This window comes from Roseateles chitinivorans, assembly GCF_050632145.1.
In the GTDB taxonomy this organism is placed as follows: Bacteria; Pseudomonadota; Gammaproteobacteria; order Burkholderiales; family Burkholderiaceae_C; genus Roseateles; species Roseateles chitinivorans_B.
The window spans coordinates 578847-591980 of the sequence record NZ_CP192577.1; the positions used below are offsets into that span (position 1 = coordinate 578847).

At 69.0% G+C, this 13134-nt stretch carries 11 protein-coding genes; 4 read left to right on the top strand and 7 right to left on the bottom strand.

Annotation, left to right across the window (positions count from 1 at the left end; translation table 11 throughout):
* Window positions 1–13 precede the first annotated feature (13 nt).
* From ACQ86G_RS02675 to ACQ86G_RS02705, 7 genes are all read right to left on the bottom strand, one after another.
* Window positions 14–1024, bottom strand: a complete 1011-nt coding sequence (locus ACQ86G_RS02675; RefSeq protein ID WP_431259193.1) for a branched-chain amino acid ABC transporter permease — start codon at window positions 1022–1024, stop codon at window positions 14–16.
* Window positions 1021–1782 (bottom strand): ABC transporter ATP-binding protein, encoded by a 762-nt coding sequence (locus ACQ86G_RS02680; protein ID WP_431259194.1) that lies wholly within the window; start codon window positions 1780–1782, stop codon window positions 1021–1023. Before ACQ86G_RS02680 ends, ACQ86G_RS02675 begins: the two co-directional genes overlap by 4 nt.
* Window positions 1779–2534, bottom strand: a complete 756-nt coding sequence (locus ACQ86G_RS02685; protein WP_431259195.1) for an ABC transporter ATP-binding protein — start codon at window positions 2532–2534, stop codon at window positions 1779–1781. The genes ACQ86G_RS02680 and ACQ86G_RS02685 overlap by 4 nt, the downstream gene beginning before the upstream one ends.
* On the bottom strand, window positions 2534–3805 hold the full coding sequence (locus ACQ86G_RS02690) for an extracellular catalytic domain type 2 short-chain-length polyhydroxyalkanoate depolymerase (RefSeq protein ID WP_431259196.1): 1272 nt from the start codon (window positions 3803–3805) through the stop codon (window positions 2534–2536). The genes ACQ86G_RS02685 and ACQ86G_RS02690 overlap by 1 nt, the downstream gene beginning before the upstream one ends.
* Before the next feature lie 70 nt (window positions 3806–3875).
* Complete coding sequence (locus ACQ86G_RS02695) at window positions 3876–5078, bottom strand: substrate-binding domain-containing protein (protein WP_431259197.1); 1203 nt, start codon at window positions 5076–5078, stop codon at window positions 3876–3878.
* Window positions 5079–5265: 187 nt separating this feature from the next.
* On the bottom strand, window positions 5266–6777 hold the full coding sequence (locus ACQ86G_RS02700) for a methyl-accepting chemotaxis protein (RefSeq protein ID WP_431259198.1): 1512 nt from the start codon (window positions 6775–6777) through the stop codon (window positions 5266–5268).
* Window positions 6778–7073: 296 nt separating this feature from the next.
* Window positions 7074–8615 carry a sigma-54 interaction domain-containing protein gene (locus tag ACQ86G_RS02705; RefSeq protein WP_431259199.1) on the bottom strand — a complete coding sequence of 514 codons (1542 nt, stop codon included), beginning with the start codon at window positions 8613–8615 and terminating at the stop codon, window positions 7074–7076.
* A 214-nt stretch (window positions 8616–8829) separates the two neighbouring features.
* Between ACQ86G_RS02705 and ACQ86G_RS02710 the strand changes: the two genes are divergently transcribed.
* The 4 genes from ACQ86G_RS02710 to ACQ86G_RS02725 all read left to right on the top strand — a co-directional run bounded on the left by ACQ86G_RS02710 (window position 8830) and on the right by ACQ86G_RS02725 (window position 13127).
* Window positions 8830–10137, top strand: coding sequence for a malonyl-CoA decarboxylase domain-containing protein (locus ACQ86G_RS02710; protein ID WP_431259200.1), 1308 nt, complete (start codon window positions 8830–8832; stop codon window positions 10135–10137).
* A gap of 70 nt (window positions 10138–10207) precedes the next feature.
* The gene (locus ACQ86G_RS02715) at window positions 10208–11212 is read left to right on the top strand and encodes a Bug family tripartite tricarboxylate transporter substrate binding protein (protein ID WP_431259201.1); all 1005 of its coding nucleotides are present in this window, start codon (window positions 10208–10210) and stop codon (window positions 11210–11212) included.
* A gap of 40 nt (window positions 11213–11252) precedes the next feature.
* Complete coding sequence (locus ACQ86G_RS02720; protein WP_431259202.1) at window positions 11253–12821, top strand: malonate--CoA ligase; 1569 nt, start codon at window positions 11253–11255, stop codon at window positions 12819–12821.
* Window positions 12822–12842: 21 nt separating this feature from the next.
* On the top strand, window positions 12843–13127 hold the full coding sequence (locus ACQ86G_RS02725) for a cysteine-rich CWC family protein (protein ID WP_431259203.1): 285 nt from the start codon (window positions 12843–12845) through the stop codon (window positions 13125–13127).
* Window positions 13128–13134 lie beyond the last annotated feature (7 nt).

Consider the following 13134-nt stretch of genomic DNA (forward strand, 5'->3'; position numbering starts at 1 on the left):
GAAGTGGCTCCGCTCAACGGTGTCCGACCGGATACAGGCCCTGCGGCCGCCACAGCAGCACGGCGACCATCAGCCCGATGTTGGAGAACAGCGCCACCTTGGGCGCGAGGAAGCCGCAGTAGTTGGCCATCAGGCCGACCAGCAGCGCCCCGACGAAGCAGCCCAGCGTCGAGCCCAGCCCGCCGATGATGATCACGATGAAGATCAGCGTGTTGACCTGCGCGCCGATCTGCGGGATCACGCTCTGCTGGTAGAGCCCCCACAGCACGCCGCCCAGTCCCGCCAGCCCGGAACCGGTGACGAACACCGCCACGAACAGGCGCCGGATGCGGTACCCGAGGCTCTCGACCATCTCGCGGTCCTGCACCCCGGCACGGATCAGCAGGCCGAGCTTGGTGCGGTTGAGCAGCCACAGCAGCCCGATGAACACCGCCAGGCCGACGACGACGGCCAGCAGGCGGAACTTCTCGACCGCCACGTCGCCGACCACGAGCGCGCCGCGCAGCGACTCCGGCGGCTGCAGCGGGATCATCTGCGCGCCCCAGACCAGCTTGATCAATTCCTCGCCGATGATCATCCCGCCCATCGTGATCAGGATCTGCTTCAGGTGCATGCCGTAGACGGGACGCACGAGCAGGCGCTCGAAGACGAGTCCCAGCGCCGCCGCGCTGACGATGCCTGCCAGTGCGGCGACGCCGACCGCGACGAGGTTCTGCGCCAGCGACGGACTGGCGGCCAGGCCGCCGGCCATGCTCATCGCGCCCATCACCGTCGTGGCGACGAAGGCACCCAGCGCGATGAACACGCCGTGCCCGAAGTTCAGCACGTCCATCAGGCCGAAGATCAGCGTCAGGCCCGAGGCGATGACAAAGACGATGAGCCCCATGGCGAGGCCGGCGATCGTCAGCGTCGCCCAACTCGACGGCGAGCCGATCAGCGGCAGCGCCGTCAGCGCCAGCGCGACGACCAGCAGCAGCGGGACCGCGTCGAAACGCGCCTTGGGAATGGGATCGGTCGGGTTCATTGGTGTGCCGCCAGCGAGAGTCCGAGCAGGCGCTGCTGCAACGCCTCGTCGGCGGCCAGATCGGCCATGCGGCCGGCATGCGAGACGCGGCCGTCGTCCATGACGGCGACGCCGTCGCCCAGCGCCCGGGCGACCATGAAGTTCTGCTCGACCAGCAACACCGTCGTGCGCGCGCCGTCGCGGCCGCGCTTGATCTCGCCGAGCGCCTCGATGAGGTTGCGGATGATCGCCGGCGCCAGCCCCTTGGTCGGTTCGTCGATCAACAGCAGCCGGCGCGGCTCGACCATCGCGCGCGCGATCGCCAGCATCTGCTTCTGCCCGCCGCTGAGCTTGCCGGCCGGATGCAGCCAGAACTTGCGCAGCGCGGGGAACAGTCCGAACAGCCAGTCCAGCCGCGCGGTGTCGAGGTCGTCCAGCGAGCGCGCCTTCCGAGCCGCCAGCAGCAGGTTCTCGCGCACCGTCAGATCGCCGAAGATGCCCATGTTCTCGGGCACGTAGGCGATGTCCAGGCGCGCGATCTCCGGTGTCGGGGCGGCCTGGATCTCGCGGCCGTCGAACAGCACGCGGCCCGCGCTCGCGCGCCACAGACCCATCACCGTGCGCAGCGTCGTGGTCTTGCCGGCGCCGTTGCGGCCCAGCAGCATCGTGACCTCGCCCTCGACGACGGCCAGATCGACGCCATGCAGGATGTGATACGCCCCGATGTGCGTGTGCACGCCGTCGAGGCGCAACAAGGTCTTGGGCGTCGATGCGCTCATGCGACCTCCGGCATGGCGAGTCCCAGATACGCGCTCTGCACGACCGGCGAGTCGATCACCGCCTCGGGCTCGCCGTCCGCGACCAACTGTCCGTTGTGCAGCACGACGATGCGATCGGCCAGTTCCCGCACCACATCCATCTTGTGCTCGACCAGCAGGATGGTGTGCGTGCCTTCCGCCTTCAGCGCGCGGATCAGGTCGAGGATCACCGGCACCTCGTCGACGCTCATGCCCGCCGTGGGTTCGTCGAACAGGTAGACCTTGGGCTTCAACGCCATCAGCATCGCGACCTCCAGCTTGCGCTGGTCGCCGTGCGGCAGGCTCGCCGCCGGCACGTCGACACGATGACCCAACCGGACGCGCCCGACGATCTCGCGCGCCTCGTCGAGCAGCTCGCGATGGTCGAGCCACACGGAGAGCATCCGCAGACCCTCCCCGCGCCGCGACTGCACGGCCAGGCGCACGTTCTCCAGCACGCTCAAGGTCGGGAACAGCTGCGTGAGCTGGAAGGCGCGTCCCAGACCGCGCCGCGTGCGCAGCGGCGCGGCCAGTCGCGTCAGGTCCTCGCCGTCGAGCAGCACCCGCCCCGCGCTCGCACCGAGCTGCCCGGAGATCAGGTTGAAGTAGGTCGTCTTGCCGGCCCCGTTGGGGCCGACGATGGCCGTCAGCGTGCCCGGATGGAAGGCGCAGCTGACGCGATCCACCGCCGTGTGGCCGCCGAACCGGATGGTGAGGTCGCGGGTCTCGAGCATCAGGGGCAGGTGCCGATCACGTAATAGTTGGGCGCGGTCTGCTTCAGCGTCGTGGTGACGAAGATGTTCCACAGCCCCATCGCCTGGTTGGAGCCGTTGGCGTAGGTGATGCCGTAGAGCGCGTAGGCCCGGCCGGAGATCGAGTGGGTGTAGTTGGATGCGGTGAAGCAGGTGGCGGGCGAGCCCGGATCGCCGGGATCGCCCGGGTTGCCGGTCGTGCCACCGGCCACCTTGTCCACCATCGCCTTGATCGCGCCGATCTGCGTGCCGGCCTTCTGCGCGAAGTTCGAGCCGTACCAGCCGACCCAGTCCCAGCAGCCGTTCGGATTGGGCAGCAGGCCGCTGGCGGCGGTCGAGCGCGAGATGCTGTCGACCCTGGTCTGCGGGAACAGCACGACGATGTGGTTGGTGTCGGCCCAGCGGGAGAAGCCGGTGTTCCTCACGAACTTGTCGCCGATGGTGGCGTAGTTCTGCTGGCAACCATGCAGCGCGACGTGCAGCTTGCAGACCTCGCCCGCCGCGCAGGTGGCCGGCACATACGCCCAGCCGGTCGCTGCCAGGCCGGGGTTGGTGCTGAACGCGGTCTGGTCGAACTCGATGTAGTTGGCCGCGGCGGGACTGTTGTTGCGCGCGCTCAAGCTGCCATAGAGCTTGGTGAGCACCGCCTTCGCGCCGTCGTAGCCGCAGTTGGCGATGTAGGGCGACGCGCTGCTGCCGCAGCTGTTGTTGCCGGCGGCGTCGAAGTCGGTCGGCAGCACGTGGGCGGTGCCGCTGCGCTGGACGTATTCCAGGTTGGCCGCCGTGACGCCGTTGTTGAGGTACTGCGTCTGCACCGCGTTCATCGGGTTGGGGCCAACGGTCGTGTCGCTGAGGCCGACGAACAGGAAGACCTTCTGCGAGGCGACGTTGCTCTTGGCGTCGATCGCCGTGCCGCTCCAGTTGTTGAGGTCTGCCTGCATCGTGTTCAGCGCGGACGACGGGATCGTCGCGTTGTACATGCAGGCGATGTAGTTGCTGTGGCCGGCGCAGTTGTAGGGGCCGGCGGCGAAGACGCCGATGCCCTTGAACGTCGATGAATGCGCGTAGCCGAGCTGGTTGGCCATGAAGCCGCCCGAGGACAGGCCCGACACGGTGATCTGGGTCCTGTCGATGTTGAGCGAGGGCAGCGGCACGGCGGCGTGGCCCAGACCCGCGGACAACACCGACGCTGCCGCCGCGGTGGCGGCGGCGAAACAACGGATCGCGGCACTTCTGACAACGGATGACTTCATCGGAAACCTCCTGGATGTCGGCGGACCTTCAACGGGTGGCGCGCAACGCCCAGCGCTCAGCGCTCAGCGCTCAGCGTTTGTTGCGGATGGGGATGGCCATTTCTTCCGGCTTGATCTCGCGCACCAGCTCGGGCACACCCCAGGCGAAAGCCGGATCCACCTTGATCTTGAAGTGGTACATCGACTGCATCGCCTGGTGGTCCTCGGGCCGGAAGGTCATGCGGCCCTTGGGCGTCTCGAAGCTCATGCCTTCCATGGCCTTGATGAGCTTGTTGGTGGCCGTGTCGCCGCCGGTCTTCTTGAGCGCCTCGACGACCGCGATCGCCGCGCTCATGCCGCCGGTGGTGAAGAAGTCGGGCGGGGTCTTGAACTGCTTGTAGTGGTTGGCCACCAGCCACTCGTTGACCGGGTTCTTCGGAATGCCGAAGTAGTAGTAGGTCGCGCCCTCCATGCCCGGCAGCGCCTTGTACGCCGCCATCGCCGGCAGGATGTTGCCGCCGGTGGCGATCTCGATGCCGTAGCGCTTGAGATCGAGGTCGGCGATCTTGAACGGGTTGCCCGCACCGGCCCAGATGATGAAGATCACCTTGCGACCGGGCTGGTCCTTGAGCCGGTCGATGAGCCGCTGCGCGCCGGCGGTGAAGTCGGTCGTCGTGGTGGGCAGGTATTCCTCATGGATCACCTTGGCCTTCTTGATCGCGTCCTTGAAGGCCTTCACGCCGTCACGTCCGAAGGCGTAGTCCTGCGCCAGCGTGGCGATCACCGTCCCGGGCTTGTCGAGCGCGACCGCGTTCGAGATCGCATCCTGCGAGCTGTTGCGGCCGGTCCGGAAGATGTACTTGTTCCACTTGTCGCCAGTGATCGAATCGGCGACGGCAGGCTCGACGAGCAGGATCTTCTTGTACTCCTCGGCCACCGGCAGCAACGCGAGCGCGACGCCCGAGGAGGACGGACCGACGGCGATATCCGCCTTGTCGTCCCCGTAAGCGGCGGCCAGCAGGCTCTTGCCGACGTCGGGCTTGCCCTGATCGTCCTTCTCGATGACGACGAGCTTGCGCCCCGCCACCGTCATCGTGCCGCCGGTCGCATAGTCCAGGCCCATCAGGAATCCGGTCTGCGTCTGCTTGCCGTAGGCCTCGAGCGGGCCGGTGCGGCTGTAGACATGGGCGATGCGGATGTCCTTGCCTTGCGCGAGCACCGCGGTGCCGCCGCCGAAAACGGCGGACAACGCCAGGACCGCGCCCGTCGCGGCGCGGATGAAGCCGTGGGTCATGGATCTTGTCTCCTGTGGGCGGACCGGTCGTGCGCCGGTCTCGAGGGTCCCACATCGCAAGGTCCGTGCCGACGTCGGCAGGCCAGAAACGACAACGCCGCTGTCCGGAATCCAGACAGCGGCGTATGGCGAGAAGCGCAAGGGTGTCTGGAATCCAGTCAATGTCCAGACATCGGACAGCGCGTCCTCAGGTGCGGAAGGTCGCGACGTGCTCGTTGAGCAGGCGGGCCTGCTGTTGCAGCGACTCGGCGGCGGCGGCGGTCTCCTCGACCAGCGCCGCATTCTGCTGCGTCATGTCGTCGAGGTGCTTCACGGCCTGGTTGATCTGCGCGAGGCCGTCGGACTGGCCCGCGCTCGATTGGCTGATCTCGGCCACCGTGCCGCTGACCTGCTGCACCGACTGCAGGATCTGACCCATCGCCTCGCCGGCGCGGCCCACCTGCGCGCCACCTGCGTCGACGCGCGTGACCGAGTCGTTGATCAAGGCCTTGATCTCCTTGGCGGCGTTGGCGCTGCGCTGGGCCAGCGCGCGCACCTCGGAGGCGACCACCGCGAACCCGCGTCCCTGCTCACCCGCACGGGCCGCCTCGACGGCCGCGTTCAGCGCCAGGATGTTGGTCTGGAAGGCCACGCCGTCGATGACGGAGATGATGTCGGCGATCTTGCGGCTGGCGCCGGCGATGCCGTCCATCGTCTGCACGACCTCGCCCATGACGTCGGCACCGAGCTTGGCACGATCGGCCGCGCCGATGGCCAGCTGATTGGTCTGGTGCGCGGCCTGCGCGGAATGGGTGACCTGCTGCGTCAGCTCATGCATCGACGCCGCCGTCTGCTGGAGGCTGGACGCCGCCTGTTCGCTGCGCTGCGAGAGATCCTGGCTGCCCATCGCGACCTCGCGCGAGGCATGCTGGATGGAATCGGTGGCGTCTCGGATCGCGCGCACCAGATCGCTGAGGCGCCCCTGCATCGCGCCGACCTGGGTCAGCACCTGGCCGATCTCGTCGCTGCCGGTGCCGTCCCTGCCGACCACCTGCGCGCGCAGGTCGCCGTTGGCGACGGCCTCGACCACCTCGCGCATCTGGTTCAGCCGACGCTTCAGGCCGCGCGCGAACCACTCGACCGCGATCAGCGCGGCGATGCCCACGGCGATCACCAGCACCAGCGCGACCGTCGCGTCGCGGCGGGCGATCCCGGCGACATCGTCGATGTAGACGCCCGAGCCGATCACCCAGCCCCACGGCTTGAAGCCGGTGACGTAGGAGCGCTTGGGCTCCGGATCCTTGGCGCCCGGCTTGGGCCACAGGTAGTCGACGAAGCCGCTGCCCTGCGCCTTGACCGTGTCGACGAAGGCGACGAACAGCTTCAGGCCGTTCGGGTCCTTGTTGCCGGACAGGTCCTTGTCGTTGAGTTCGGGCTTGATCGGGTGCATGACCATCTTGGGGGTCATGTCGTTGATCCAGATGTACTCGTTGCCGGAGTAGCGGATCTTGCCGATCTCGGCGGCAGCCGCCTTCTTCGCGTCGGCCTCGGTGAGGCCGCCGGCGCCGATGCGGTCGAAGTGGCGCTTGGCGATCTGCTCGGCGTTCTTGACCTGCTCGACCGTCGTGATCATCTTGACGTCCAGCAGGCTCATCGCGGAGCGGTGGCTCAGCCACATCACCAGCACGACGAAGCCGACCACCGCGGCCAGCACCGCCACGCGCAGCTTGGTGGCCAGCGTCCAGGCCCGGGGGCCGTCGCCTTCGAGGTCGTCCGGGCGCCGGAAGGCGCGTCGGCATGGAATCCGGTCGCGGTCGTGGTGAGCGTGTTCATGAGGTCTCCTGGGCGGGCCGGTCCATCCGGTCCTCGTCTTCTGCCCTGACCTCGAATATGCGCATGTCGCACACGGGGCGGCAAGCCCCCAGAACCCTCGAAGAAGCCCTTGAACACGGGCCAAACGTGACGATGTAGCGGCGGGCCGTCGCCAGTTCGGCCAGCCGCGCGCTGCCGTACGCGTCAGGCAGAGGCGAGCTCGGGGTATTTCGCCAGCTTCTCGTAGAGCGTCGCCCGTGAAATCGCCAGCAGCCGGGCGGCGGCGACGCGGTTGCCGTTGGTGCTCTTCAGCGCCTGGGCGATGGCGGCGCGTTCCAGCTCGGCCTTGCGGGCAGGCAAGGTCGCCGTCGTCGCACCGAGCCCACGTTGCGTAGGCCGGTGCCCCTCCTCGCTCCCACTCCTGCGCATGCTCGGAAGGTCGCTCGGAGGGGCACCGGCCTCCGCAACGTCCGCATCGCTCGTGGTGATCGCCGTGGTCGCCGTCGTCGCCATCTCGTGCAGCCCGAAATGCCTCGGCAGCAGTTGGTCATCGTCGCTCATCAGGAAGGCCTGCTCCAGCGCATTGCGCAGCTCCCGCACGTTGCCGGGCCAGGTCTTGCCTTCGAGGGCCTCGAGCGCCGCGACGCTCAAGGTCTTCCGGGGCAGGCCGCTGCGCCGCGCGATGTCTTCCAGCAGCACGTCGACCAGGGGCCCGATGTCCTCGCGCCGCTCGCGCAGCGCCGGCAGCCGGATCGGCAGGACGTTGAGGCGGTAGAACAGATCGGCGCGGAAGTCGCCGCGCCGCACCATCGCCGCCAGGTCCCGGCTGGTCGCCGCGATCACGCGGACGTCGACCTTGAGGACCTCGTTGCTGCCGAGCGGCTCGAGTTCCTGCTCCTGCAGGACCCGCAGCAGCTTGGCCTGCAATGCCGGCGGCATGTCGCCGATCTCGTCGAGGAAGAGCGTGCCGCCGTCGGCCAGCTTGAACTTCCCGTCGCGGCCCTTGCGATCGGCGCCGGTGTAGGCACCGGGCGCGACACCGAAGAACTCCGCCTCCAGCAGCGTTTCCGGCACGGCGGCGATGTTGACCGACACCAGCGGCCGGGCCGCGCGCCGGGAGGCCGCGTGGATCGCATGCGCGAGCAGTTCCTTGCCGGTGCCGGTCTCGCCGAGCAGCAGCACCGTCGCCTCGGTCTGCGCGACACGGCGCGCATGGCGCTTGACCTCGACCGCCGCGGGGCTCGATCCGACGAAGTCGACGATCCGGTGCTTGGCGCGACGATTTCGGGACTGCTCGGCGGCGAGCTGTCGTCGCGTGTCGTCGAGTTCCGCCTGCAGGCACGCGAACTTGTTCATCAGCGGCTGCATCGTCGTCTCGGGGTGGTCCAGCAGCACCATGCCCATCGCGCCGATGACGTCACCGCCCGGGCCGCGCAGCGGCAGCCGGCTGACGAGGAAGGTGCCCGCCTTGTTGGTCAGCAGGTCCACGAGGATGGGCTGGCCGGTGTCGATGACCTGGGCCATCAGGGTGTTGGGGACGACCTCCTCGACGCGACGGCCGACGAACTCGGATTCGTCGCGGAAGCCGAGCGCGGGCAGGAAGCGCTTGTAGCCCTCGCTGATCCAGACGACGCGGTGCTCACGGTTCACGACCATGGCGCCCTGCGCGGTGCTGGCCAGCACGTCGAACATCGACTGCGCCGCCAGCCGCAGCACCGCCTCGGCATCCTGGGGAATGTCGTTCATGACTTGTCTCCTGGACGTTCGTCCTGGGCCTCCCGCGGTGCGGCAGGGTGTCCGAGGTCGGCCTGCCGCCACGCGGCGGCGCCCCGGATCTGATGCGGGCCAATGTAGCAGCCGACTCCCGGTGCGAAGACCGTCCCGGGAGACGAACGCCCTGGGGAATCCCCGGGGCAGGCATCGAGCCGCGCGGGAGGCGATGCGGCTATAAACCGCCCTCATGGCCATCGTGGATTCCTGGACTTCGGCGCGTGCGGCACGGCAGGTGCTGTCGCTCGCGCACAAGCTGCTGTCGGAGCGCGGACAGGCGAACAGCCTGGGCCTTGCCCACGATCTGACCGGCCGGATGGGCGCGCTGCCGGCGGACGCCTGGCCGGCCGTGTTCGACAAGCTGGCCGCCGATTTCAATCCGGACCCCGCGGCCGTGCTGCGCGCCGCGCAGGCCTATGCCGAGGCCCCCGGCACCGAGACGCTGCGTCAGTTGACCGAAGTGAGCGAGCCACCGCGGCAGGAGCTGTTCCGCCGCCTGAACCGCGCGCCCGGCGGCACGGGCACGCTGGTGCGGATGCGACGCCGGTTGCTGGAAGGCCTGTCCTCGCACCCGGACTGGCGCATGGTCGACGCCGACCTGCTGCACCTGCTGTCCTCGTGGTTCAACCCCGGCTTCCTGGAGATGCGCCAGGTCGACTGGCACTCGCCCGCGCACCTGCTGGAGCAGATCATCCGGCACGAGGCGGTGCATGCGATCGACGGCTGGGACGACCTGCGGCGCCGGCTGTTGCCGGACCGGCGGCTGTTCGCCTTCTTCCATCCGCAGCTGCCGGACGAGCCGCTGATCTTCGTGGAGATCGCGCTGCTGCCCGACATGCCGGACGCGATCGCGCCGCTGATCGTCAAGCGCAGCGAAGCGATGCCGCCCAACAGCTTCAAGGCCGCCGTGTTCTATTCGATCAGCAACTGCGAGCCGGGCCTGCGCGGAGTATCGCTGGGCAACTTCCTGATCAAGCGCGTGGCCGAACATCTGCGGCAGGAGCTGCCGCGGCTGAAGCTCTTCTGCACGCTGTCGCCGATCCCCGGCTTCGCCGCGTGGCTGCAGGCGATGCGGGCGGCGGACGGCGCCGCCCCGGAACGCCCGGGCCTCTCGGATCTGCCCGGCCTGAAGCCGGCGCAGCGCACGCGCGCCGCCGAGGCGCTCGAGCGACTGGGACACCACACGCCGGCCGAGCTCGCCAGCCCCGGCGCGCTCGACGACGAGGCGCTGCAGGCCGACCTGCGCCGCCTGGCCGCCGTCTACCTGATCGGCCAGACGCCGCTCCCGGGCGGAGATCCGGTCGCGCGGTTCCATCTCGACAACGGCGCCCGGCTGGAGCGCCTCAATCCCGGCGGCGACCGCTCGGCCAAAGGAATGAAACAGTCGCACGGGATGATGGTCAATTACCTCTACGACCTCGACCGCATCGAGCAGCACCACGAAGCCTTCACCCAGGGGGAGATCGCGACGGCGCGCGCCGTCGGCGGTCTGCTCTGACTTCTTCGACCCTTCTCTGCAACCCTTGCCCACCGACACCGCGGCCCGCAGAGGCCCACAGGAGACACGCATGACCCAGAGTTCCACGACCCGCCGCCGCCTGCTGGGCGCCGCCGCCCTGGCTTCCCTGACCGCCGCGGGCGCCGGGATCGCGCCGTCGGCGTTCGCGCAGGCCGCCTGGCCGAGCCGGCCGGTGGTCATCGTCGTGCCCTTCCCGGCCGGCGGCGGCACCGACGCCTTCGCGCGGCCGCTGACGGCCGTGCTGACCAAGCAGACCGGCAAGCAGTTCATCATCGACAACAAGGGCGGCGCTGGCGGCACCGTGGGCGCGACCCTCGCGTCCAAGGCGCAGCCGGACGGCTACACCTTCTTCATGGGCGCGGTGCACCACACGATCGCGCCGGCCATGTACCCCAAGCTCGAGTACAAGCTCGAGGAGGACTTCATTCCCGTGGCCCTGGTCTCCAGCGTGCCGCAGGTCATCGTGATCAATCCGTCGAAGGTGCAGGCCACCGACGTGAAGGGCCTGCTGGACTTCCTGAAGAAGAACCCCGGCAAGCTGAACTACGGGTCGGCGGGCAACGGCACCTCGCACCACCTGGCGGGCGAACTCTTCAAGCTGCAGACGCAGACCTTCATCACCCACATCCCCTACCGCGGCGCCGGCCCGGCGCTGCAGGACCTGATGGCGGGCCAGGTGGACCTGATGTTCGACGGCCTGGGCTCGTCGGCCGCCCATATCCGCGGCGGCCGCATCAAGGCGCTGGCGGTGGCCTCCTCCAAGCGCGCGCCAGGCTTCCCGGACATCCCGAGCGCGGTGGAGGCTGGGATCCCGCAGTACCAGGTCTCGACCTGGTACGGTCTGTGGGCGCCGAAGGGAACGCCGAAGGAGGTGATCACCGCGATGCAGGCCGAACTGCGCAAGGCCTATGCGACCGAGGAGCTGAAGAACATCTGGACCGGCCTGGGTACCGAGATGCCCACCCTCTACGGCGATGCCTTCGGCAAGTTCGTGCACGGCGAGGTCGTGCGCTGGGCCGACGTGGTCAAGCGCAGCGGTGCGAAACTGGATTGATCCGACAGCGACCGCCTGAACTCCGGCCAGCGACCCCGACATGAACGCTCCCCAGAAAGCCACCGCGAACGCCAACCTGTTCGCCGCGCTGCGCGCGAATTTCTCCGACGACCTGGACGCCTGCGCGATCGAGCTGGCCGACGGTCCCGACGCCGGCCAGCGCTACAGCTGGCGCGACATCGACCGCGCCACGGCGATGATCGCCAACCTGCTGGACTCGCTGGAGCTGCCCGCGGGCAGCCGCGTGGCGGTGCAGACGGAGAAGAGCGTCGAGGCGCTGCTGCTCTACCTCGCGGTGCTGCGCGCCGGCTATGTCTACCTGCCGCTGAACACGGCCTACCAGGCCGCCGAGCTCGAGTACTTCATCGGCAACGCGGAACCGGCCGTGGTGGTCTGCGCGGGGAAGCACTTCGGCTGGATCAGCAAGCTGGCGTTCCAGGCCAAGGTGCCGTGGGTGTTCACGCTGAACGAGGACCGCAGCGGCACGCTGCTGGACCGCGCGGTGCAGATGCCCGACACGCACCAGGTGGCCGAGAAGGACGCCGATGAGCTGGCCGCGATCCTCTACACCAGCGGCACGACGGGTCGCAGCAAGGGCGCGATGCTGAGCCATGGCAACCTGCTCTCCAACGCGGAGGTGCTCAGGCACGCCTGGGGCTGGAAGGCGGACGACGTGCTGATCCATGCGCTGCCGATCTTCCACGTGCACGGGCTGTTCGTCGCGTCGCACGGGGCGCTGCTGGCCGGGGCGAAGATGCTGTGGTTCAACCGCTTCGACCCGCGCGGCGTGATCGCGCGGCTGCCGGACGCGACGCTGTTCATGGGCGTGCCGACGCTGTACGTGCGGTTGCTCGAGCAGGCCACGCTGACGAAGGACGCCTGCGCGCGCATGCGGCTGTTCATCAGCGGTTCCGCGCCGCTGCTGATCGAGACCTTCCACGAGTGGCAGCGCCGCACCGGGTTCACGATCCTGGAACGCTACGGCATGAGCGAGACCGTCATGCTGACCTCCAACCCCTACCGGGCCGAGGACGGCGAGCGCCGCGGCGGCACGGTCGGCCACCCGCTGCCGGGCGTGGGCCTGCGCGTCGTCGACGACGCGGGCACGCCCTGTCCGAGCACCGGCGACGGCGAGATCGGCCACATCCAGGTGAGCGGGCCCAACGTCTTCTCGGGGTACTGGCGCATGCCGGAGAAGACCAGGGAGGAGTTCACCGCCGACGGCTGGTTCAAGACCGGCGACGTGGGCCGCCGGGACGACCGCGGCTACGTGACGATCGTGGGCCGGAGCAAGGACCTGATCATCACCGGCGGCTACAACGTGTACCCGGCGGAGATCGAGGGCTGGCTCAACGAGCTGCCCGGTGTGGCCGAATCGGCCGTCGTCGGCGTCCCGCACCCGGACTTCGGCGAAGGCGTGATCGCCGTGGTGGTGCCGCGATCCGGCGCCGCGCTGGACGGCGCCACGCTGGTCGCGGCGCTGAAGGACCGCATCGCCGGCTTCAAGGTGCCCAAGCGGGTCTTCGTCGAGCGCGAACTGCCGCGCAACGCGATGGGCAAGGTGCAGAAGAACCTGCTGCGGGAACAGCATCGCGACCTGTTCGGCTGAGCATCGTCGACAATCGTCGCCATGAGCACGCCGACGCCGCTCCCCACCCGCACGGTCAAGACGGACAACGGTCTCGACACCGCCTGCCCGCGCTGCGGCGGCGGCTTTCATTGCGGCGTGAACGACGGCTGGTGCGCCTGCTTCGGCACGCGGCTGGGCGAAGGTCTCAAGCGCGAACTCGCCGAGCGCTGGCCCGACCGGTGCCTGTGCCTGCGCTGCCTGACCGAACTGGCCCGCGACGACCCGGACAGCCACGTGCCGGACGCCTCGAAAAACCCGCCCGGGCCCCCGTTGTTGGGCGTTTGAGGCCGTA